We start from the raw sequence: 22,546 nt of genomic DNA on the forward strand, positions 1-22,546 counted from the left end.
GCGTACACGATGAAATTTGCCATTCAAGATAAGTTAACGGGTCTTTCTGATTACAAAGAAGTGTTCCAAATGGCCAAAGAGGTCGGTTATGACGGCGTAGAATTAAACCTTTTTCAACAGCCATTACAGGAGCGATTAGCTGCAGAACTGCAAGCAGCAATTGATGGAACTGGCATACCACTTACGGCCATCTGCGGTGGTTATCGCCATTGGATTGGTCATTTCGACGAAACCAAAAGACTAGAAGCCGTTGCGGATGTCCAACTATCTTTGAAGCTTGCAGCCCAATTAGGTGCACAAGGGATTATTGCGCCAGCAGCGTATGGGATGTTCTCCAAATCTTTACCACATCAAGTGTTGCCACGGGATGTACAAGGAGATCACAACGCATTAGTAGATTCGCTTAAGCGAATAGCTGAGCATGCTGATAAGCTGCAAGTGACCTTATTTATTGAACCTTTGAACCGTTATGAAGATCATATGCTGCATACAGTTTCACAAGCTGCTTCTTTGATTAGAGAGATTGAGAGCCGACATCTGAAGGTTTTGGGTGATTTCTTCCACATGAATATCGAAGAGGCTGACATCTCACGTACCATAGAAAGTGAATTCAGTAACTTGGGCTACTTTCATCTAGCAGATAGCAATCGACAGCTTCCTGGGAAAGCGCATACTGATTTTCGGACGCCGTTTCAAACCTTACAAAGGCTTAATTATCAAGGTTATTTATCTATGGAATGCAGAATTGGTGATGAAAAGAAGGAGCTGTTGCAAGAAACATTGCACTTTTTACGTAGCTGTTTACAAGGTTAATCCAAAATCAGAATGACAGGGGAGATAGGAATGAAAAATGTAATTCGCTCAGTAGTTCCGGTTATGCTAATTAGTGGTTTGGTATTAACAGCTTGTTCAACGAAAGCTCCTGGTAAAGCAGCCAATACAACTACTGAGAATGTGAAAAAAGGTGAAGTGGTAACGGTTAACTTTTGGGATAATTATACGGATCAAACCCAGTCGAAAGCTATGGACACGATTATTGCTAATTTCGAAAAACAAAATGCCAATATTAAGATTAAAAGATCTTCCATGAAAGCAGACGATCAACGTAAATTAATTAAGCCAGCGTTATTAAGCAAAGATGGACCCGATTTATTTGCCTATGATGCAGGTCCTGGCTACCTAGGTGTTCTCGCCAATGCTAATTTACTTATGGATTTGACAGCTAAATCAGAGAGTCTGGGGTGGAATAAACGTTTCCCTGCCTGGATTCAAGAACGTAACACGTTCAATAAAAAGGTTTATGGCGTTGGTACGCAAGTGGAAATGCTTGGCGTCTACTACAACAAGAAAATTTTTAAGGATTTGGGCGTAAATGTTCCAAAAACATATGAGGAATTCTTGGCAATTTGTAAGGCGGCTAAAGATAAAGGTATTGTTGGCATTTCTTTGGATGATAAAGACCAATGGCCAGCGTTCCACTTGGAAAGCATATTCTATACAGCTGTTGCAGGTAAAACAGAAATGGATGCGGTTCTGAATGGTCAAAAGAGTTTTGATCAACCGATTTTTGCGGAATCATTAGATACATTTAAAAAATTGATTACAGATGGGTATACGACGAAAAGCCCTCTCGCGATATCCTATGATGATGGCAATAAAGAATTTTTCACAGGAAAAGCTGCTATGCGTATGACAGGTACATGGATGGTCAGCGGCATGGTTGAAAACCTGAAAGATGATGTTGGTTTCTTCGTACTCCCATCCGTTAAACCTAATTTGCCACTTATGGCACCTGGTGGAATTGGCGGCACATTTGCAATCTCTTCCAGTACGCCTCGTGCGGATGAAACTATCAAATTCCTAGATTATATGTACTCCAATGAAACGGCAAAAATTTGGTATGAGGCAAGTATCATTCCTCCAATGACCATTGACGTTAATACAATTAACGCGAATGCCCTCTTTAAAGAAGTGGTTAACTTGTCTGCAGCACCTGCAGGTCTTTCCTACAGTCTAGATGTCTTAATGCCTCAGAAGGTGAATGACGCGACGATGAATGATTTGCAGGAATTGATTGCAGGGAAGAAAACTGGCGCAGAGGTCGTTAAGAATAAGCAAAAAGTGTATGCGGAAGAAAAGGCCAAGGGCAACAACTAAGATGAACTGGAGGGCATAAAGATAGGGCTGCCAGCCCTATCCTTATGCGGATCCAATAAGCAAAGGCATAGGAGGTGAACGTATGAGTATCCTCATCAAGATAAAACCGTTTAAAGCACTGTTTTTTATTCTGCCCGCTTTGATTTTTTATATTATTTTTCTAGTTATCCCCATTCTGCAAACTGCTCAATATAGTATGTTTGATTGGGATGGGGCCAGCCCTACCATGAATTTTATTGGATTCGACAATTATGTGCGTTTGCTGCATGATCCTATTTTTTGGAAAGCGCTAGGGAACAATTTGTTCTGGATTGCTTGTTCGGTGACAGTTCCTATATGTATTGGATTACTTCTTGCCTTATTGGTTCTCTCCAAGGGAATTCGGGGGGCTATGATTTTCAGAGTTACGTACTTTATGCCGACGATCATATCATTAGTTGCGGTTGGTATCGTATGGAACTGGATTTATCATCCCGGTTTTGGAATCATCAATACGACTTTAGAAAAAATAGGTTTAAGTGGATTGGCGCTAGATTGGTTGGGGAATGAACATACCGTTATGCCGGCATTAGCTACAGCGGGAAGCTGGACGTATTATGGATTTTGTATGGTCATCTTTATGGCTGCTATGCAGGGAATTGATAAAAGCTACTATGAAGTTGCCAAGATAGAAGGAGCATCCATTTTGCAAACGTTTGCCCGTGTGACGATTCCTTTATTGAAAAGTACCATTACGTTATTAGTTTTGAATTCATTAATTGGTTCCTTTAAAGTGTTTGATATTATTTATATGATGACAAAAGGTGGTCCATATCATTCCTCCGAGGTTATCTCTACGTATATGTTTGATAGCGCTTTTCGCTCCAATGAAGTAGGCTATGGAGCAGCCATCTCGATAACTTTAGCACTCATTATTGCCACTTGCTCGATCGGATATATGCGCTTTGCTGAAAGAAATGATTAACAGGGAGGCGTTATTGATGAAAGATACAATCGGAATTCAACTGACGGCTCCACAAAGCACGTCAACGTATGTCAAACAAGCTAGTGTTTATCTGATTTTACTTGCATTCACGTTCATTTCGATTATGCCAATCGTATGGATTCTTCTCGCAGCACTTAAACCTGTAAGTGAATTAAATGCAAATCTATTTGCATTTCCTAAGTACTTGACCTTCAATAACTTTTCCGAAGCATGGACCGTTGGGAAAATGGGTAAGTATTTGATGAATAGTGTGTTTGTAGCCATTCCTCGCGTATTTTTTATCATTCTATTAGCTTCGTTAGCAGGTTTTGGCTTTGGTAAGCTGAAATTCCCGGGTAGAGATGTTTTGTTCTTCATCTTTTTATTTGGGATGATGGTACCGATTCAAGCGATGGTTATTCCACTGTACTACACTATGCAAAGTTTGAATTTAATAAATACGTATTGGGCGTTAATTTTGCCGAGTCTTGGGTTGGCGATGCCGTTTGCTATTTTTATGATGCGCACATTTTTTAAAGATTTACCAGATGAATTGATGGATGTATCGAAGATTGACGGTTGTAATGACTTCAAAGCTTTTGTGCATATTATGTTGCCGTTGACGATTCCAGCAATTACTTCTTTATTAGTATTTGAATTTATGTGGTCGTGGAATGACTTTTTACTTCCACTGCTATTCGTATATGATGATGCTTATCGTACGTTGCCACTGGGGATGATGTATTTCTTCGGTGAATACACCTCTAATCAGTCTCTGATTGCAGCTGGCGTATCCATTGCAATTGTACCTATTATCATGATTTATATTATTTTCCAAAGGAAATTTATTGAAGGAATTACATCAGGTTCAATGAAGGGCTAAATGGGGCTCATTTGGAAAATGGAGAAAGCACACACAACAAATATATGATAAAAAGCCAAGGGATGGTGTCCATCTCTTGGCTTTTTGTCATATATGGAAAAGTAAGGATTTCACATCACTTAATATCATATTGATCTAAACTAAGTGAATCTATCGGATTAAAGGTATTAATTTTAGGCAAATAACGCAGTGTGATTTTCCTTTGTGGATTAATAGTGAAAATGTTTATTCCAATTTGGAGTTAAGTGGAGTATAATGATGAGACCATACAAATGGGCTACAGGGGGAATCCATATGCAGAAACATCAATTACATCTTTGTTTGGAGATATTCTGGACATTTCTTAAAATCGGACCTTCTACATTTGGCGGGGGCTATGCCATGATTCCCGTCATTGAGAGGGAAGTGGTAGGCAAGCGAGCCTGGATTAAGGAAGAAGAGATCTCCAATATCATCGCCATTGCAGGTTCAGCTCCAGGGGGGATCGGCGTCAATGCATCCGCATTTATCGGGTATCGCCTGGCAGGGATTCCAGGTGCAGCAGCAGCCGTCATCGGCATTGCTTTACCCACCTTCCTGATTGCGCTGATCCTAAGTATTTTCTTAATGTTCATGCAATCCGACCCGAAAGTCATCGCCGCTTTCAAAGGCATCCATGGTGCCATTATTGGTCTCATCGTGTTGGCGGCATACAATATGGCTCGTTCGGCTATTTTTGATAAAACGACGTTAATCACCGCAGTTGGAACCGTAGCAATTCTGTTGCTGCTTCCGATCAATCCGCTTTTCATGATTCTCGTAGGTTTGTTTATCGGATTTGTTTTTGTCAAAGTGAAAGAAACTTTCGGCATCCAAGTTAGCTTAGAAAAAGGCAAAGAGCCACAACAAACGTCCTATAATGGCTACACCTACTACGATTACTTTATTGCGGATGGTATCTAAGAAAGGTGGGAATGTAGATGTTGTGGGAGCTTTTTGTGACTTTTTTGAAAATAGGGTTCATGTCTTTCGGCGGCGGCTATGCCATGATTCCCATCATTCAACATGAAGTGGAACAGCATGGTTGGATGACAAGTGAGCATTTTGCTCAAAGTGTGGCCGTGGCTGGGATGTCTCCTGGGCCAATTGCAACGAATACCGCTACCTTGATTGGTTATAGGGCAGATGGCATTTTAGGAGCTATTTTTTCTACGATAGGGATGGTCTTACCGTCGTTCGTCATTATTCTTATCATTTCTTCTTTCTTTTATAAAATAATTCAAAGTAAAGCCGTACACACGACTTTCTATGGCCTGAGACCGATTGTAACTGGACTAATCGTCTACGCGGCAATTCACTTTGGCTTCCCGGATGGGATGGCATCCATTTTTTCGTGGCAAGTGTTATTCACCATTCTGATTGCTGCTGGTGTGTTTCTTGTTGTTTATAAATACAAATGGCATCCGCTCGCTACAATTGTATTGTCGGCGCTAGTCGGAATTGCTATATTTAGTTAATAGCAAGCAACATGACAACACATGGGAGAGGACGTCAGAAATGGAAACCAATAAACCAAGCTGCTGTTCAGCAAGCCGTCCGGCATCTGAGCAGCCGGCTGCTCTATCCGATGTATTCATTTCAGTTGAGCCGCGAGCTAAAGAGGGCATGGTGCTCATCCCTGGTGGGAAATTTCTCATGGGAACGGACGACCGCGAAGGATTTCCTGCGGATGGCGAGGGGCCAGTGCGTGAGATTACTCTAAAACCTTTTTACATAGATCCTTGTGCGGTAACGAATGCTGAGTTCAAACGTTTTGTGGATGCAACCAAGTACAAAACGGAAGCTGAGGCTTTCGGCTGGTCCTTCGTTTTTCATTTGTTCGTCTCTGAAGCAACGGCTGCGCGAGTGCAGAATAAAGTACAGCAAACCCCTTGGTGGTGGGTGGTTGAGGGAGCAGATTGGCTGCATCCAGAAGGCCCTGATTCGCATGTCGAGGAGCGGTGGGATCATCCCGTCATTCATGTATCATGGACAGATGCGATGGCCTATTGCCAATGGGCTGGCAAACGCCTGCCTACAGAAGCTGAATGGGAATTCGCCGCTCGCGGCGGGCTAAACCAGAAGCGCTATCCATGGGGGGACGAGCTTAAGCCTGGCGGAAGACATATGTGTAACATTTGGCAAGGGAAGTTCCCTGACAAAAACAACCAAAGCGATGGCTATGCAGGCACCGCGCCTGTCACTGCGTTCGAGCCGAACGCATTTGGCTTGTACAACGTGGCGGGGAACGTGTGGGAGTGGTGCTCAGATTGGTTTAGCCCGAACTACCATGTGAAGGGCAAAAAGGACAACCCCATTGGACCCCCAGCGGGTGATACACGCGTGCTGAGAGGCGGATCGTACTTGTGCCACCGTTCGTATTGCAATCGATATCGCGTCGCAGCACGCAGTAAGAATACGCCAGACAGCTCAACAGGCAACATCGGTTTCCGATGTGCTGCGGATGTCGAATAAATATGGAGCCGCCATTTCCTTTAGGGATTGGTGGCTTTTTGTGTGTTGAATGATGGAATTGAAACGATTTATTGCAACGGTAATCATTTCTATGCGTAAGTATTAATAATCAAATCAGGTTTTATTTGAAATGTAAGGGGGATTTTACGTGGCTAAAAAGCTGGGGATCAGCTTGTTAATTTTATCGACACTTGCCTTTCTAAGTGCGTTTACAATTCCATTTTTCGTACATACCGGAGGGGGTATGGCAAAGTGGATTGCGGGATTACTTATTTTCAGCGAGGTGACTTTCTGGACGGGTGGTATCTTGTTAGGCAAGGAAGTTGCCAAGAAATATAGAAGCTACTTGAACCCGAAAAACTGGAAGCGAAAGCAAGTGCCAGACAATCCAAATCAGGGGTCCATCAAACAAGACGATGTCTAGAAAAGCAGTGGAGCAACCAACTTCAGAAAGAGGCCTTTTTTCTTTTGCTCCTATTTCGGGTATACTAACAGGTGCAGAAGAGAAAGGGGCGGTACAATGTTTACCATTACAACGTATACAGTCGAATTAGTTCGAGATCCTTTTGGGATTTTGACAGGGCAGCGCTATGAATTTATCATCGATATTGAAGTTGAGGAAGATGATGAACTATATTCCGAGAGTGGCCTCTATATTAGAGCCATTTATAATGTGAACGAAGAAACGTCAGCACTTATGAAATATGAGCTATACGAGAAAACGACGGAGCTTTATCTGGATTTTGATTTAGAAGATGATGAAGTCGCCATCGTGGAAGCGTTCTGTAAGGAGCACTACTTGGAAGGTAATGAGTAAGGATGAGGGGGGAGGAGCGATTTTGCTCTTCTTTTTTTGTTGATTCGGAAAATGGCACAAAAACTGTGCGCTAGGGCATCGTCGCCGCTGCCAGCTGATTGCTAGCGCACAAAAATTGTCAAAAATTGTGCGCAAGGGTGCCGTCGCCGCCGCTGCCAGCTGGTTGCTAGCGCAACCCACCCAACTAACATCTTCTAACATGCGCGAAAAACCTGCCAGCAGGCAGGTTTCGCAATTCTCTTACCATTCACTTGTAGCATTCTACAACTTACCCTTGCAGAATAGTCTCAATGCTGCTAAGCACATCATCCGTCAATTGAATGCCGCTTGCGTTACAATTCTCCACGACTTGCTCTGGTCGGCTCGCACCGACAAGGGCGCTGGATACGTTGTTTTGGCGTAGGATCCAAGCAATTGCCAGCTGGGACACCTTGATGCCTAATTCATCCGCAATACTGGATAATTGAGCTACTTTATGGAGAGAAGTCTCGTTCAGCTGCTTTTCATCCCAATTTTTGCTGCTTGCACGGCTATCAGCAGCGATTGGCTGCCCTGCACGGTATTTGCCTGTGAGCAGGCCTTGGGCCAGCGGAGAGAAAACAACTTGACCGAAGCCTTTTGTTTCGCCGAGCGGGATGATATCTTTTTCGATGTAACGATTGAACATATTGTATACAGGCTGATTCACGATCAGCTTATCGAGCAAAAGCTTGTCAGCAAGCGCATAAGCTTCCACAATTTGAGCCGGCGTCCATTCACTGACTCCAATGTAAAGCACCTTACCTTGTGTGATTAGATCATCAAGCGCGCGCAGCGTTTCTTCTAATGGTGTTTCTGTATCAAAACGGTGACAGTAATAAATGTCGATATAATCCGCATTGAGGCGACGCAGGCTGGCTTCAGCCTGTTCTCTAATATGCTTGCGGGAAAGTCCACGATCGTTCGGGCCTTCACCCATTTTGCCAAAAACTTTCGTAGCTAGAACATAAGATTCCCGAGGATATGCGGAAAGGACCTTACCCATTACCTGCTCAGCTTCTCCGCGTTCATACACATTGGCTGTATCGAAAAAGTTAACTCCTAGATCGTAAGCTTGCTCAATGGAACGCACAGCAGGGTCTTCCCCCACGTAACCGCCATAGGTGAGCCAACTGCCTAAACTAATTTCACTAACTTTGAGACCGCTATTCCCTAGTTTACGATATTGCATGTAACATTGCCTCCTGCTCTAACCTTGAATTTGTACGGAATGGTCTGTACCCCTCTATTATAAAGCATAGTGCGAGAAGACATAAGAACTGAAAAGTAGGTGAGTTACTTACCTCTAGGTACGGTACTCCAGCTTTTACTAAATTAAGCGAACTTTACAACCTTGTTTTTGCCAGTCGTCTTGGCACGATACATCGCTTCATCCGCTTGTTTGATGAGTTCTTCGGCGCTTAATCCATTCTTATATTTGCTGTACCCGATACTCGCCGTTACAATCGTTTCCTTCTCAATTCTGCTGCGAATTCGTTCTGCAAAAGCGTCCATTTTCACGCTGGGGTCAGAAACCATGATCACCATCTCTTCACCGCCATAACGGCCGGCAATCCCGCATTCTTCTGCTTCATCTTTCATAATTTGAGCTACTTGCTTGAGTACATTGTCCCCCATCTGGTGGCCTTGTGTATCATTTAATTTCTTGAAATTATCGATATCACTGAACAAAATATAAACAGGTAAATGTCGCTGCACATATTGCGTGACGCGATTATAGAAAAACTTGCGATTATAGAGCCTTGTCAGGCCGTCCGTAATCGATGAATTGTAGATGGCTTGCATGAGCTCAACGACACGATCGAAGAGTATCATAAACAAGAGAAAATAATACAGGATGGGCAGAAGATTGACAGCAATTGTTAGCAAGGGCTGCGCGTTCTCATAGACATAGGTATTGACAAGCTGAACGGTCTGAAAGAAAAAGTAAAGCGTTAACGCAACTTGATATTTCATTTGTTGACCGATGTAGGGTGGAATCATATAAAAACATAGAAAAATGAGAACGAATATGTACAGCTCAAGGCCAATATTTTGCAGGAGACGAACTTGATGCTCGGTCCCGCTATACAGATTCGGAACAATAAAATGGAGTGTCGATACGACGAAACCCATAATGATGAGCCCATAGAAAAATATATATTGCTTGCGATTCGTACGATTATATAATTGATAAATTCCCATATTTATAAGTACAAATGAAATTATTTTGAGCATAGTCACCGCATAATCAGCGATGCTCGTATCGTTACCGCTAACTTGTAGATATAGTTGCAGCAAATAATGGATACCGACAATAACAAGTGATATTGTCATGGACATATATCCTTTTTTTCGCCGGTCTAGAAACAAACGCAGGGAGATGACAAACATGAGCGCGACCATAACTACGATGATGGCATGGGATAAAAACGAAGCTAATTCACCAGTAAGTAAATCCATTGTGTCCATGATTTCCTCCAAGAAGACCTATTTTTCGTCAACATAGGAAAGGATACGTATTCGGCAACCGAAGACCACTTTCCTATTTCTCATAGAAGCAGATTCTATTATAAAGGAAAAAGAGGAGCAGGGATAGAACATTTGTGCTGTTGAGGTCGTGTTCTCTTTTCTATTCGCCCGTCACAAGTTACAATAGGTAAGGTAAGCTCAAGGAATTGGGAGAGGGGCTCATGCAATGAACATATTGCAAGCATTGTTTTTCCCCCCGGAACAACCGGGCGGGGTATCATCCATGGTTCCCTATATTTTGGAACGATTTAATAAAAAAGGTTGGGAAATGGAATTATTCTCATTACCTAAGCGGATTCGCGGCAAGGGGAATGAGGATGTATCGTTCGCTACGTTCGATTGGCGGAAGTATGCCGGAAACCCAATTATCGATAAATACATTCAAACCTATAAAGATTATGTATGGTGGACGAAACTAAGGATTTCTAAGAAATTTGATATTATACATGCCCATCATCCGATTGCTGCGCTCGTTATGAAGCAAATTTATCCGGAAACACCTGTCATTTTGACTATTCACTCCAGCTTTGAGCGCGAGCTTATTCTGAACGGACGTATTGTTGAAAATGGCGTAGAGCATCAATTTCTAACCCAGATCTATGGGGAGTTAGAAGCGAAAGTAGATCAAATCATTACGGTTTCTAATTCGTTTAAACAGTATATGGCTGAATATGTGCAGGATAGTGAACGCATTGGCGTCATTCCAAATGGCTTTGATGAGAAGCGTTTCCGTCCGATCTCACATGAAAATCAAGTCACGCAATTCATTACCGTCTGCCGTTTGGTTCCCGCAAAAGGTTTAGATACACTGCTAATTGCTTGTGGTGAGCTGAAGAAGCGCGGTCATCCCTTTGTGTTACATATTATTGGCGATGGTCCTAGCCGGGAAGAGCTAGAGAAATTAGCGATCGAGCACAATATTTATGAAGATACGATTTTTTACGGCTATATGCTTCATCCGGAAGAATTCATGCCATTCTTCGATGTCTTTGTTCTGCCCTCTCGGGCGGAGGCCTTTGGATCTGTGTTCGCTGAAGCAGCGCTATGCTGGTTAGCTTTGATCGGTACCAATGTTGGCGGGATTGCGGAGCAAATTGAGCATGGTCACAATGGATTGTTAGTACCTGTCGGTGATGCCATGGCACTGAGCCATGCACTGGAGAAAGTCGTTATCGATCCTACTTTCCGCTACAATTTGGCGCGAGCAGCTTGGGAAAAAGCGAAGAAAACGTACTCGTTGAATCGTGTGCTCCGTCAATTGAAAAGTGTGTATGAGCGCTATCAGGTGACTGTGCAGACGGATCAACCAGAGGCAGGTCAACCCGAATAAAGTTCACAAAGGAAGGCGTTAGAAGCCATGAAAAGACTGCGGTTTATACATGCTGCCGATTTGCACTTAGATAGCCCTTTTAAAGGCATGTCGGCGCTTCCTGAGCGGGTTCGAGAGCGAGTTCGAGAATCGACGTTCGAAGCGTTGAAGGAGCTTGTGGCACTAGCGAGGCAAGAACAAGTAGATTTTGTACTGGTGAGCGGGGATGTCTACGATGTGGCGGATCGTTCACTGCGGGCGCAAATTCGCTTCCAGAAAGCAGTGGAACAACTAGCTGATGAAGGCATTCCTACTTATATCATACATGGTAATCATGATCCCGAGGATGGACGTGCCGCAAAGTTGGTTTGGCCGGCAGACGTTCATTTTTTTGCGTGTGAGCGAGTGGAGACGTTCCAGGTTGTGAAGCCGGATCGCGGATTAATCGCAGAGATTCACGGGATTTCTTATGGGAACTCAGCGGTAACCGAGAATCTTGCACTGAAATTTAAAAGAGGACAAGCCCAAGTATGCCAAATCGGACTTCTGCATACGAATGTCGATGGAGATCCGCACCATGATAACTATGCGCCTTGCAGCAAACAGGACTTAGTCGACGCGGGCATGGATTATTGGGCTCTCGGACACGTACATACAAGACAGGTTGTGAACCAACATCCAACCATCGTATATCCGGGTAACATCCAAGGCCGGAGTATTCGGGAAACGGGGCCACGCGGCTGTTATCTCGTAAACATAGATGACAATGGACGTACAGAGCTTACTTTTCACGCGTTAGATACGGTTCGTTGGTCTCAAGAGAAACTATCGGTGGCGTCGATTCCATCGGAGCAGGTTTTGAAGGACCGATTAGGAGAGCTGTTGGATCGGCTCCGTTATGAGGCCGAGGGGCGAGATGGGATAGTAAGAATCGTATTGGAAGGCCGCAGTGAGCTGCATGAACGGTTGCGAAAAGGACGAGCTCTGCAAGAGTTGGTAGATGAGTTGCGAGAAGAAGAAGTGGAGCGGGGCAGCTTTGTGTGGATTGAATCGATCGAGGATCGAACAGCGAGTGAGCTTGATCTGGCAGCAGTGCTGGAAGAGAAGAGCTTCTTAGGCGATCTGTTAAGGTATGCGGCGGCGATGCAAAATGATGATGCCCTACTAGAGAGCTTCGCTGGCGAGGCGCTAGCAGCCTTGCAGGGGTTGCCACACTCCGTAGGGAATCCGGCAACGGCAACCCCTGAACAGCTGCAGGAATGGCTTCGTTCCGCGGAAGTACTTGTCGCGGATCTGCTATCCACGGATGGAGGGGGACCTGGATGAGAATCATAGCCATCCAAGTCGATGGATTTGGCAGCTTACGTGATCGTCAGCTGCATACGGACGGGAATTTGGCCGTTTTCTACGGCGCGAATGAAGCGGGCAAAAGCACGCTCATGGGCTTCGTTCGCGCGGTGCTGTTCGGCTTTCCAACGCGAACGAATCGTTCGGAGCGCTACGAGCCGCTGGGCGGAGGCGCCCATGGCGGCGCGCTAACCCTGCTCGATGAGCAGGGGCAGCGCATGCGCGTCGAACGCTACGACGCGCCCGCCACAGGCGGCAAACGAGCCTCTGCGGGGCTCGTCAAGGTCACGCTCGCCGATGGTACTACCGGCGGCGAAGAACTGCTGAACACGCTGCTAGGCGGCCTGTCGGCCGACCTCTATCGCAGCTTGTTCGCTTTTGGTTTAACTGAACTGCAGGAGCTTCGCACCCTGCAGACCGACGAGCTCAGCGGCTATCTGTATAGCGCTGGGCTTGGTGTAAGCGGTTCAGCCATCATGGAGGCTGAACGCAAGCTGACGGCGCAGGCCGACGGCCTGTACAGACCTCGAGGACGCAATCAGGAGATGAACCGTCTCCTGAAGGAGCTCGAGGGTCTGGAGCAGTCGCTGCGCCGCAGCCGTGATGGCGCAGCCGACTACGATCGGCTGCAAGAAGAGCGCCGCTCCGCGGAGGCGCGCGCTGCTGCCTTGGAGGGGCAGCAGGAGGCGCTGCGCGCGGAGCTGCACAAGCTCGGCCTGGCCGGCAAGGCGCGCAGCGGCTGGCTCCGCTTGCGGCAGATCGGCCGCGAGCTGGAGGGCCTGCCGGCACGGCCGGGCTTCCCCGAGCAGGCCACAGCAAGGCTGGAGGCGCTCGAGGCCGAGCAGGAGCGCCTCCAGGCCGAGCGCGACAAGCTGCAGCTGCGAGTGCAGAGCTTGCGCAGCAGGCTGGCTGCGCTCCCGATGGAGCCGGAGGTGCTCGCCCATCAAATTGAGCTGAACCACTTGCTAGAGCAAGCGGCTAGCTATGAGGAGCATAAGCGTCAGATCGAGCAGCTTCAGGTTGAGCTTGCACATGGGCGAGCGCAAATCGATCGATTGCTAGCCAATTTGGATGTGCAATGGGATGAAACCGATATTACTTCGTTCGCTGTAACCATCTCACTTCGCGAACGAGTGCGTACGTATAAAGAACAATTCCGACTAACAACGGAGACTGAGCTGCGTATGCAGACGGAGCTGGATAGCTTACGCGTGCAGATCGCGCGTGAGGAAGAGCGTGCTGCTCATTTGGAGGCTGCTAGCAAAGGGATGCATGCAGGAAAGGTAGATTTTGACGCGGACCCTACTTCTTTCTTGCAGAAATTAGCATCGGATTATGCACGTTGGCAGCTGCTATCGACTCAAGTCGCGCATCAGCGAGAACGACAAGCCGAACAGCAGGTCTACCTGCAAGGCCTTGAAGAGGCTGCTAAGGCTGGTAGAGATGCTGCACGTGCAGGACGTAGACGCGTGATGATAGCGACAGGTATTTTAGCTTTTGTAACACCGCTAATTTTGGGGTGGCAGGGCAATTGGCTTGCAGCTGCCTGTTTATTTCTTATTTTAGCAAGCGTATTGGTCTATATCGGGTTAAAGGGTCGTCAAAAAGAAGAGAGCAGAGCCTCTCGAACCATGCCCGCCGCTAGCGTTCAAGATGATCACCTGAAGCAGGAGCTTGAACAGCTGGAACGACGTATTCATAGTCAAATTCGTCAATATGAGCAGGGATTACTGAGCGATCATTCGTCTAGTTTTCAAGAGGCAGCTGCGACTCTGCCCAAGGATATACCAAGCGTGTCAAAGTCAATGTCATTATCACTACAAGCCTTTCAACCACATTTGGATGCGTGGTTCCGCGATGCAGAGAAGAATAAGCAGATGCATAGTGAAAAGCTTCGGAAGCTGGAGAAATTTCGAGATGCACAAGAAAATCTACAGACGTTGGAGCAGCAATATGAGCAGCGCGTCAGCCATATAAAGGAAGTCAAAGCGGAGACCAGTAATTTGTATGCCGCTTGGCAGGAATGGCTGCAAAACCTCGGTGTAGTTCACCATTTGTCGACGGATGCTTTGTTGGAAACGATTCAGGTTATCGAACAAGCGCAAGAGGGATTGCGCCAGCTAAACAAAATAGCTTCTAAGCTAGACATCTTAATCGGAAACGTCCATACATTTGAAGAAAAGGCATGTAAACTGCTGGCGTTGCCATTATCCACGCACGATAGTTTATTTGCATTAAAGCGCTGGAAAGAAGATGAGCAACAGCAGCTGGTTCTCATCGCAGAACAAAAGCAAACGGAACAATTGTGCACTGAAGCGGAGGAAGCATTATCGCTCGTTCAGCAGCATGCGGATCGCACACTTGTGCGACTACACCAGCTCTTGCAGGAGGCTTCTGCTACTGATGGCGAGCAGCTTCGTATTTTGGAACGGGAGCAGATGGAGCGGCGAAAGTTGGATGATGAACGCGTGCTCTTAGAAGCTTCGCTTGAAGCGCTATTGAGCCGAGCTTCCATGCCAAGCTTTGTGGAGCTGATGGATGCACATGGCGAAGAAGATTTAGCTAGATTAGCTGCATCGTTGCAAGAGAAGCTTGTTGAAGCGATCGCTCAGACGAATGAGCTTAGAGAGGCCATTGGCAAGCTAACGGGTCAGATCGAGAAGCTGGAGCAGGGGGCTGATGCAGCGAATTTGCGTTTGCAAGCAGAAGCGATTCGTACATCGATTTCTCAACAAGTGAATCAGTATGCGGTGGCATCTTTCGCTGCACTCTTAGTTCGAAAGGCTCGCGATATGTATGAAAAGGATCGTCAGCCAGGTGTGCTTCTGCGCGCTTCTGCGTATTTCACCCAGATGACCAACGGGGCATTCTTGGCGGTGAAAGCGCCATTCGGCGAGCAGCGTCTACTTGCCGTAAGAGCAAACGGGCAAACGGTGGATACGAATCAACTAAGCCGAGGAACGGCTGAGCAATTGTATCTATCCATGCGCTTCGCACTCGTAGAAGAGTACGGAGGAAAGGCCATTTTACCGCTGGTATTGGACGATATTCTTGTGAATTTCGATGAGGAACGGATGGAAAGCTGTTTGCGCGTTCTTGCTGATTTGAGTCAGCGTCATCAAGTGCTGCTATTTACCTGCCACGGCCACGTGCGAGATGCAGCAGCTCGTGTGATACCTGATCACCTATTTGTTCACTTATAGAAGGTTTTGGATTGGAGGTATGGAACGTGGATTCAGGAAACGAGAAGAAGAAAGATCATCGTGAAATATCCTATCAGGTTGGGTGGAAGAAAGGGAAGATTCAGTGGAATGAAGGAGCGACAGATGCACTTCGCGCGCACAAGGTAGATCAAGAAGATGGGGAGACGGAGAAAAAGCGTCTCCAGTTGATTTGGTTTCCTGCCATGAAGCTCCCGCCTGTAATGATCCTTCCCTTGCTGTATGCACTTCCCGTTATTAGCTTTGTCTGCACGTTATTACTCATCTACGGCTTGCGGCAGCACTAACTAAGGAAGATGAAAGGAGAGCCCGCGAATGAATTTATTTTTAGCTATTCTAGGTGCGGTGGTCGGACTCTTTGTGACAGGTGCCGGCATTTATACCGCTTGGACCGTACACCAGCTCTGGCGTCAGCAAGCTGCCTCGCCGAGAGCAGTCAGCCAAGTCGAGATTGCTGCTACATATTTTTCAAGATGGACGATTATTGATTATTCCGTAGTTGGGTTATTTATCATTGGTCTATTATTGATGCTTGCTGTACTTGTGGCCGTTGGGCGAGATCAGACGGAAATTGCTAATTTCCACTGGGCGTATCTGCTTACAGGGATTATTACTTCTGCGATGGGAATGCTGCTGCTATTTATTCGTCTGATCGTCGTGCTCGGCTTCCCTCAAGGGAATGCTTTACAACGTACTGCGGCGGTTACGCCAGATCATCAACACGAGCCAAACGACACTAACCACGCCAAATAGCGGGTATAAGGCAGTTAATAACGTTTTAAACCCAATGTGACTAATGGCATAACTAAGCAGTAAGATGGCGATGAGCAGTACTTTGCGAGGAACCTTGATACGTTGTTGGAGCTGCATGGATAACCCGTACGCATCCCCAATAAAGGTTGTAAATATTTCGCCGTAAATGACGAGCAAATAAGCGACTTGCGGGAAATAACCAAGTTTAGTCATGATATTTCCCATCGGAATTTCAAATTGTGCGATGCCCGGCATTTGTGCAGACAGAGCATAATGTGCTGCTAGCAGTAAGAGCCCGATACCCGCTCCGCCAAGCAACCCGCCCCAATAGAGCACGGAACGATCGCGAATTGCGCCGCCCATCGGAACGAGCACTGCCTGTGCCATGGCCAAATTAAAGGCCGTGTATAGGAAGGGGGCAAACCAGACGCGGAAGAGGGAATCATCGCTGGTTATTCGCAGCCAATTGCCTGACGCTGGTGAATGCCACGTATAGACAACAATGACAAAGCTGAATAGCAGCATGATAGGGACAACGATGGAGTTGACGGTCATAATCGCTTTAATCCCTCGTGTAAGAACAACATAAGAAAGAACGAGTGTGATTACCAGTCCAGTCGTGTAGGAGAGATGCAGTTGTTCTTCAAATACCGTGCCAGCACCCGCTAACATGACGGTGGTAATGCCAAAAAGAACAATCATCATAAACAGAGAGATCCATTTCCCGATTTTATCTCCAAAAAGCACTTTATTTAAATCCTCATAGGATTCTGCTTTTAAGTCATGGGCCATAAGCATAAGTTGTATGCCAATCCATATGAATAATACCGTAGACAGGGCAATCGTTAATGTTGCCAGCGAGCCGTAGCGAGTGAAAAATTGAAGGATTTCTTGTCCGGAAGCAAAACCAGCCCCAACGACGGTTCCGATGTAGGTGAAGGCAACACGGACAATCTGTGCACTATTTCGCATATATTGCCTCGCTTTCTTTCGTTTGATATAGTACAAGGTATGTTTGTGTGTAAGCATGCATGACTGGAACTTAGGGCAAGCCCCTGCGTAAGTCCCATTGCGCGGAACAGGGCAGTTGATGTTAAATTCGGGAGTGTGTCGGTTGTGAAGGAATTCCTATTTGATTTCATAAGTCATTATGGCTATGTAGCTTTATATCTCTTGTTGTCTGCGGGGATGGTGGGTGCTCCGATTCCAGATGAAACCTTAATGGTGTTCATCGGTTCTTTAACCGCTCGCGGAGGTCTCTTTGATTACGGTCCAACACTAGCTGTGATTTATGCGGGGACGATGACAGGGATGACGGTAAGCTATTTGATTGGTCATCGGGTAGGTAAACCATTTCTTACTCGGTATGGCAAATGGGTGAAGCTGACCCCTGCTCGAATCGAGACAGCAGAAGGTTGGTTTAAGAAGTACGGATTGTGGACCGTTTTCTTCGGGTATTTCATACCTGGGGTTCGTCATTTCACTTGTTACTTATCAGGTGTCAGCGGCGTGAAATTTTATAAATATATCTTGTATGCAGGAACCGGAGCGCTGCTCTGGTGTACAACCTTTCTGACACTTGGACGATTTATCGGCAATAATTTTGAAAGCTTCTTACACTTGATGCATACCTACATGGGAATTACATTTGGCATACTGGCGATTCTTGTTGCTGCTGGCTTATTGATTTACTTTAAATTCAGGAAACATCACATTGTTATTCTGAAACGCAAACCTAAAAAAAGACCATGAATCTCACCCACTAGGGCTGAATTCATGGTCTTTTTTTGATTGATTGTTTGTGCAGTGCTATGAGTTTGCAAAAAGTTTAATGGATTGAATCGTGTTGTTATGCGGATCAATATCGATCTTCAGCAGAGTACCCTGTGATTTGTATGACAACACGTAAGTTGAGTTCGTATCCGGTTTGCCTAAAGTGGCGATCGCGTCCTGTACGCTCTGGCCTAGACGCAAGCCATGTAAACCAGGATCAATGTCAACGGAGTGCACATCGACGAATTCAAGTGTTCCTTTGCTGTTGAAGCCGACGGAGAAGTCCGTGAAATCGTAAACCTCGATGTCATCTTCTTCCATAACAAATTGCTTCTTCACTTTGCCAAAACGCTCCAATACAGCAGCTCGTGGCGTTCCAAGTTTTAATCCCATCAAGGTCGGCTTTTCTTGTTGATAAGCATCTTCTGCTTTCACTTTTGGCTTAGCTGTAGGCTTAGGACTTGTGAAGACTTGCGTCTGGGTAATATCCCCTTGATCAACTTTGGTAATACCGGCGACTTGTGCTTCATGCTTGGTGCTATCATCGATTGCTGGTGTAGCAGTCGGGATGGCGGCGATGGTCGGAGGTGTGGACTCCTGCGTGACCTGTGTAGGCGTATACGTGTTAGTTACCTCTATAGTAGCCTTTGGAGCAGGAGCAGATGATTCTTGGCATCCAGTCACCAAGAATGATGCAATTGCAACAGGCATACAGCCTACAAGGATGGGTTTAATTAGGTTGTTCATTGCCATCTATCCTTTCCTCCGAAGAGTCATTGATTTGAAAAATACAAGTAAGATTAATGATACTGTTTTATCGAAGGTTTTCAAATAGCTCTTCCTGCCCAAATGTGAGCAATTCTAGAACGAATACCAAATGAATGTAAATCCTTATATTATATAGACACCATGGATGCGCAAAAAGTTTCAGTTGTTTTTTGTTATTTTCTAAATGGACTTGAAGAGGCAAGAGCAATATGGTAACTTACTCATAATAGAAAGCTAAAGGGGGCCGATTTCATGGAGTTATTGAAACAGCGGATCTTAGAGGTCGGCGTCGTCGCTTCAGATCAAGTACTTAAACTTGATGCCATTTTGAATCATCAAGTAGATCCTGTTCTCATAATGGAGATGGGGAAAGAATTTGCAAGATTGTTTAGAGAAACGAAGCCAGACAAAGTTTTAACAGTGGAATCATCTGGTATTCCTATTGCTTACACAACTGCGTTGCAGCTCGGTGTCCCGATGGTATTTGCCCGTCGCAAGAAGACATTAACGATGGATCAAGATACGTACAGTGAGCGTGTGCCGTCCTTTACCAAAGGGATTGTTACCGATATTATGGTGTCCGCGCATTTGCTGCACAAAGGTGAGCGTATTCTGTTGATCGATGATTTTATTGCCAACGGCGATGCAGCGCGCGGCTTAGTCCGCATTGTGGAGAAAGCAGAAGCAGAGCTTGTCGGTGTTGGAATTGTAGTCGAGAAATCGTTTCAAAATGGTGGGAAATCCATTCGCGAACGCGGAATTCGCGTGGAGTCACTCGCTCGAATCGCCTCGCTGTCAAATGGGCAGATCACTTTTGACTGATTTTACATCATGACAATGACTTCCCTGAAAACGATTTATCTATTATAATGATTACAAGGTAAGAGAGGAGGCTGACATCTATGGGTATCGAAAATGGTTCCATTGACTATTTTATGACAAAGCTTGGGGAAGCAAAGACTCACTTTGAACGTGCACTTGATTGTAAACATACAGAGTTTGATGACCTGTATCCGTATATGATTGAACACCCTCAATTTTTCTGGTATAAGCGTTATGTGGCCTGGTCCGAGTTGTTAACAATCGTAAAGCTTTGTACGGAGCTTACAATCGAGTGGGAGCAACAGTTCTCTGTTGCACAATCGGATTATATCAAGAAACGTGTGATGTCAAGCAAAGTCCTTGATTTCTGGTTTGAAACGAACGATTCGAAAGAGCATGTGAGTTAATCACCCATATATGATAAAAAGGCCAATGAATTCCATAGGGATTCTTGGCCTTTTTAATGTCTGCGTTGGGTGCTAAATGCCATTTTCCAAAACATTCATCGTTTCAATATGTCGTTTGGTCTGCTCAGAGCCAAGACGATGCAGTGACCGATAGACTTCGGTCAAATAGTAGTCATATTCTTGATTCGTTTCATTGGAATAATAGACTTTCCAAGGGAGCCAGGAAGTGGCGTAACTCCCCTGCGAAGAGTTGTCTGTTTCTTCAAAAAGCTCTTGCAGCTTGGCGATGTCATCTTCCGTAGCGGATATTTCAAATTCGTAATCTAGTGCAGTGCTGTCTTCTAATACTTCTCCCGTACCCACATTGACGTAGTACGTTCTCTTCTCCATTGTAATGTCCTCCCTTGCGGTAGGCGTGAGTTAGCCTTTACCTTGTCGCATGTCTCGTCCTCGTTAAGGTAACCGAAGATGAATGGATTTATGTAACGTTTCACCGAATCGCGAATTTGGTGTATGCTAAAGAGGCACATTGGTGTTGGTGTGTTGAGATACTTATGATGGAGGTGCTACATAGATGATATCGGAAGAACAATTGGATCAATATCGCGTAGACAGTACTTTACTTCGAGTGATTCGAGATGTCAGCCCGACGAACGATGTACGAGGTATTGTTGTGGCTTGGGATGATGAGACAGTGCTGATTCGTAAAAAAAATCGGAGAGTCGTCAAGCTGGCCCGCGGTTACGTGTATCAGCCTTATGAGAACGAAAGGCCGCCAGCGTTCATGCTGCCGCAAGAAACGATAACGCCGGATGATTTGTCCGATGATGCAGAGTGAGAGTGCGGATACAAGGGCATCACAGGCTAGTTTAATTCCCGGTGTGGAGATGAAACAGATACATTCTAAGAATGGTCAATATATGCAGATTACAAGTAACAATCCATTACGAACTCTGAATTCCTCCCCTTGGGGAGGCGGATTTGGACACCATCGGGTGTTAATGAATCGGCAAGTGGACAAGACGTATAACGAAATTGACCCGTTGGTAGAGATGGAAGCTTTCCTAGCACGTGAAGGGCTGGATCCTCAAGATACGGCTGGCATGCTTACCGCGGCGTGGTTGAAGGACGTTGGCTTCATGTCGTTAGCTAGGCCTTTAGAAGAAGCGTACAGGGGACAGACTGCCTACGACGACGTGGAAAATGTGACAGAAACGCTTCGCGTTGCCGCGTGGGTGACCGTAGGGCTCGGCAATAGAGCACGAGCAGGTGCTGAACTGCCAGCTTCATCGCTTTATCCTGGTACCATTAACACGATCGTCGTCATAGAAGGGGATTTGACAGACGTGGCATTGGTGAATGCTGTTATCACCGCTACTGAAGCCAAAGCTGCTGCACTTCAAGATCTGAACATCACCATCGATGGTCAAATAGCCACAGGGACGACGACAGATGCGGTACTTATTGCCGCGACGGGCAGAGGAACTACGTACCGCTATGCGGGAACAGCGACAACTGTGGGCTATCTCATAGGCAGAGCAGTTTACGAAGCCACACTTGCTTCAGCTAAGTTGAATGAGCTTGAAATGAGTAAACGGTAGGATGCTGCTGAACGACATAGGTAAGCTTGAATTGGGCTGTTATGTAAAAGACCTCTCGTCCATGTGGACGGGAGGTCTTCTACTGCGTTAAGGTATCGGGTGTAGTTAACGTTATGTTCTACGGAATACGCCAAAACCGAGACCGGCAGCTAAGCTGTCGATATCCGAGACATCGTTATCTTCATTCTCGTTTTTGAAGTTGGGATCGTGAACGATACCCTCAGCTTCACCTTCGGTTAAATGACGCTGATTGCCCGTGTATTTCGGCTCTAGCGCCTCAATTTCTTTCTTATCCATGGGTCATACCTCCTTTCCAACTAGGGTTAGGAAGTGGTAATGGAATTATGCATGCATGGGAAAAGTTTCATTGACGAGCTTTTACGTCACATGGTATATTAATTTTGTAAACGCGATCATGGCGGAATTGGCAGACGCGCACGGTTCAGGTCCGTGTGGGCTTACCCCCGTGGAGGTTCGAGTCCTCTTGATCGCATCATAGCTATTGTGAAACCCTTCGTTCTTAATCGAAGGGTTATTTTTTATTATGTACATAATCTTCAAGCTCAGCGAAAACACCAATTTTCTCAACAACGTCAGGGAATATGATAGTTTCCGCGCGGCTTAAGCTTGCATATCTGATTGTTATTGCTTCGGAATGAGCAGGAGCGGTGGGAATATGGA

The 22,546-nt window shown here is 45.8% G+C and carries 25 protein-coding genes and 1 tRNA gene; 20 read left to right on the forward strand and 6 right to left on the reverse strand.

The features are described 5' to 3' along the window. Positions 1-9 precede the first annotated feature (9 nt). The 9 genes from J2736_RS00955 (at position 10) to J2736_RS00995 (ending at position 7,314) form a co-directional block, all read left to right on the forward strand. Positions 10-813 carry a sugar phosphate isomerase/epimerase family protein gene (locus J2736_RS00955; RefSeq protein WP_310222639.1) on the forward strand — a complete coding sequence of 268 codons (804 nt, stop codon included), beginning with the start codon at positions 10-12 and terminating at the stop codon, positions 811-813. 30 nt (positions 814-843) lie between these two features. After that, positions 844-2,157 (forward strand): ABC transporter substrate-binding protein, encoded by a 1,314-nt coding sequence (locus J2736_RS00960; RefSeq protein WP_310222641.1) that lies wholly within the window; start codon positions 844-846, stop codon positions 2,155-2,157. An 82-nt stretch (positions 2,158-2,239) separates the two neighbouring features. Beyond that, the gene (locus J2736_RS00965) at positions 2,240-3,121 is read left to right on the forward strand and encodes a carbohydrate ABC transporter permease (protein WP_310222643.1); all 882 of its coding nucleotides are present in this window, start codon (positions 2,240-2,242) and stop codon (positions 3,119-3,121) included. A 16-nt stretch (positions 3,122-3,137) separates the two neighbouring features. Continuing rightward, positions 3,138-4,004 carry a carbohydrate ABC transporter permease gene (locus J2736_RS00970; protein WP_310222646.1) on the forward strand — a complete coding sequence of 289 codons (867 nt, stop codon included), beginning with the start codon at positions 3,138-3,140 and terminating at the stop codon, positions 4,002-4,004. A gap of 294 nt (positions 4,005-4,298) precedes the next feature. Beyond that, complete coding sequence (locus J2736_RS00975; protein WP_310222647.1) at positions 4,299-4,946, forward strand: chromate transporter; 648 nt, start codon at positions 4,299-4,301, stop codon at positions 4,944-4,946. Between the two features lie 17 nt (positions 4,947-4,963). After that, the gene (locus tag J2736_RS00980) at positions 4,964-5,500 is read left to right on the forward strand and encodes a chromate transporter (protein ID WP_310222649.1); all 537 of its coding nucleotides are present in this window, start codon (positions 4,964-4,966) and stop codon (positions 5,498-5,500) included. 40 nt (positions 5,501-5,540) lie between these two features. Further along, positions 5,541-6,497 carry a formylglycine-generating enzyme family protein gene (locus J2736_RS00985; RefSeq protein ID WP_310222651.1) on the forward strand — a complete coding sequence of 319 codons (957 nt, stop codon included), beginning with the start codon at positions 5,541-5,543 and terminating at the stop codon, positions 6,495-6,497. 148 nt (positions 6,498-6,645) lie between these two features. Then, positions 6,646-6,921 (forward strand): transporter suffix domain-containing protein, encoded by a 276-nt coding sequence (locus J2736_RS00990; RefSeq protein ID WP_310222653.1) that lies wholly within the window; start codon positions 6,646-6,648, stop codon positions 6,919-6,921. Positions 6,922-7,017: 96 nt separating this feature from the next. Then, positions 7,018-7,314: a DUF6509 family protein gene (locus J2736_RS00995; RefSeq protein ID WP_310222654.1), complete on the forward strand. Its 297-nt coding sequence runs from the start codon at positions 7,018-7,020 to the stop codon at positions 7,312-7,314. Between the two features lie 268 nt (positions 7,315-7,582). On the opposite strand, the gene J2736_RS01000 is transcribed toward J2736_RS00995, so the two are convergent. Together J2736_RS01000 and J2736_RS01005 are read right to left on the reverse strand one after the other, a co-directional pair. Beyond that, positions 7,583-8,524 carry an aldo/keto reductase family protein gene (locus J2736_RS01000; RefSeq protein WP_310222656.1) on the reverse strand — a complete coding sequence of 314 codons (942 nt, stop codon included), beginning with the start codon at positions 8,522-8,524 and terminating at the stop codon, positions 7,583-7,585. Between the two features lie 143 nt (positions 8,525-8,667). Further along, positions 8,668-9,804, reverse strand: coding sequence for a GGDEF domain-containing protein (locus J2736_RS01005; RefSeq protein ID WP_310222658.1), 1,137 nt, complete (start codon positions 9,802-9,804; stop codon positions 8,668-8,670). Positions 9,805-10,030: 226 nt separating this feature from the next. On the opposite strand from J2736_RS01005, the gene J2736_RS01010 reads away from it, so the two are divergent. Genes J2736_RS01010 through J2736_RS01030 form a run of 5 tightly spaced genes read left to right on the forward strand, consistent with a single transcriptional unit; the run spans position 10,031 to position 16,494 of the window. Continuing rightward, on the forward strand, positions 10,031-11,194 hold the full coding sequence (locus J2736_RS01010) for a glycosyltransferase family 4 protein (RefSeq protein WP_310222661.1): 1,164 nt from the start codon (positions 10,031-10,033) through the stop codon (positions 11,192-11,194). 27 nt (positions 11,195-11,221) lie between these two features. Continuing rightward, a complete protein-coding gene (locus J2736_RS01015) occupies positions 11,222-12,499 on the forward strand; it encodes a metallophosphoesterase family protein (RefSeq protein ID WP_310222663.1) in 1,278 nt (425 codons plus the stop codon). Further along, a complete protein-coding gene (locus J2736_RS01020; protein WP_310222665.1) occupies positions 12,496-15,723 on the forward strand; it encodes an AAA family ATPase in 3,228 nt (1,075 codons plus the stop codon). The genes J2736_RS01015 and J2736_RS01020 overlap by 4 nt, the downstream gene beginning before the upstream one ends. 26 nt (positions 15,724-15,749) lie before the next feature. Beyond that, a complete protein-coding gene (locus tag J2736_RS01025) occupies positions 15,750-16,028 on the forward strand; it encodes a hypothetical protein (protein ID WP_310222667.1) in 279 nt (92 codons plus the stop codon). Positions 16,029-16,056: 28 nt separating this feature from the next. Further along, positions 16,057-16,494 (forward strand): hypothetical protein, encoded by a 438-nt coding sequence (locus J2736_RS01030; protein ID WP_310222669.1) that lies wholly within the window; start codon positions 16,057-16,059, stop codon positions 16,492-16,494. On the opposite strand, the gene J2736_RS01035 is transcribed toward J2736_RS01030, so the two are convergent. Further along, positions 16,426-17,466, reverse strand: coding sequence for a YkvI family membrane protein (locus tag J2736_RS01035; protein WP_310222671.1), 1,041 nt, complete (start codon positions 17,464-17,466; stop codon positions 16,426-16,428). The two genes, J2736_RS01030 and J2736_RS01035, sit on opposite strands and share 69 nt — an antisense overlap. Before the next feature lie 144 nt (positions 17,467-17,610). Between J2736_RS01035 and J2736_RS01040 the strand changes: the two genes are divergently transcribed. Further along, a complete protein-coding gene (locus J2736_RS01040; protein WP_310222673.1) occupies positions 17,611-18,246 on the forward strand; it encodes a DedA family protein in 636 nt (211 codons plus the stop codon). 57 nt (positions 18,247-18,303) lie between these two features. On the opposite strand, the gene J2736_RS01045 is transcribed toward J2736_RS01040, so the two are convergent. Next, positions 18,304-19,020 (reverse strand): DUF4309 domain-containing protein, encoded by a 717-nt coding sequence (locus tag J2736_RS01045; RefSeq protein ID WP_310222675.1) that lies wholly within the window; start codon positions 19,018-19,020, stop codon positions 18,304-18,306. A gap of 267 nt (positions 19,021-19,287) precedes the next feature. Here J2736_RS01045 and J2736_RS01050 point away from each other — a divergent pair, with 267 nt between their 5' ends. Both J2736_RS01050 and J2736_RS01055 read left to right on the forward strand, forming a co-directional pair. Beyond that, the gene (locus J2736_RS01050) at positions 19,288-19,857 is read left to right on the forward strand and encodes a xanthine phosphoribosyltransferase (RefSeq protein ID WP_310222677.1); all 570 of its coding nucleotides are present in this window, start codon (positions 19,288-19,290) and stop codon (positions 19,855-19,857) included. An 80-nt stretch (positions 19,858-19,937) separates the two neighbouring features. Continuing rightward, complete coding sequence (locus J2736_RS01055) at positions 19,938-20,264, forward strand: hypothetical protein (RefSeq protein ID WP_056615938.1); 327 nt, start codon at positions 19,938-19,940, stop codon at positions 20,262-20,264. A 72-nt stretch (positions 20,265-20,336) separates the two neighbouring features. On the opposite strand, the gene J2736_RS01060 is transcribed toward J2736_RS01055, so the two are convergent. Next, the gene (locus J2736_RS01060; RefSeq protein ID WP_310222679.1) at positions 20,337-20,654 is read right to left on the reverse strand and encodes a hypothetical protein; all 318 of its coding nucleotides are present in this window, start codon (positions 20,652-20,654) and stop codon (positions 20,337-20,339) included. 184 nt (positions 20,655-20,838) lie between these two features. On the opposite strand from J2736_RS01060, the gene J2736_RS01065 reads away from it, so the two are divergent. Further along, on the forward strand, positions 20,839-21,102 hold the full coding sequence (locus tag J2736_RS01065) for a hypothetical protein (protein ID WP_310222681.1): 264 nt from the start codon (positions 20,839-20,841) through the stop codon (positions 21,100-21,102). Further along, entirely contained in the window at positions 21,089-21,865 is a 777-nt protein-coding gene (locus tag J2736_RS01070; protein ID WP_310222683.1) for an adenosylcobinamide amidohydrolase, read from the forward strand. Before J2736_RS01065 ends, J2736_RS01070 begins: the two co-directional genes overlap by 14 nt. A gap of 111 nt (positions 21,866-21,976) precedes the next feature. Here the strand turns inward: J2736_RS01070 and J2736_RS01075 are convergent, their stop codons facing one another. Next, on the reverse strand, positions 21,977-22,162 hold the full coding sequence (locus J2736_RS01075; RefSeq protein ID WP_310222685.1) for a hypothetical protein: 186 nt from the start codon (positions 22,160-22,162) through the stop codon (positions 21,977-21,979). A 112-nt stretch (positions 22,163-22,274) separates the two neighbouring features. Between J2736_RS01075 and J2736_RS01080 the strand changes: the two genes are divergently transcribed. Continuing rightward, positions 22,275-22,358 (forward strand) — tRNA-Leu (locus J2736_RS01080). The last annotated feature ends 188 nt before the right edge of the window (positions 22,359-22,546 follow it).

It is taken from the genome of Paenibacillus qinlingensis (assembly GCF_031455095.1).
Classification (GTDB): Bacteria; Bacillota; Bacilli; order Paenibacillales; family NBRC-103111; genus Paenibacillus_E; species Paenibacillus_E qinlingensis_A.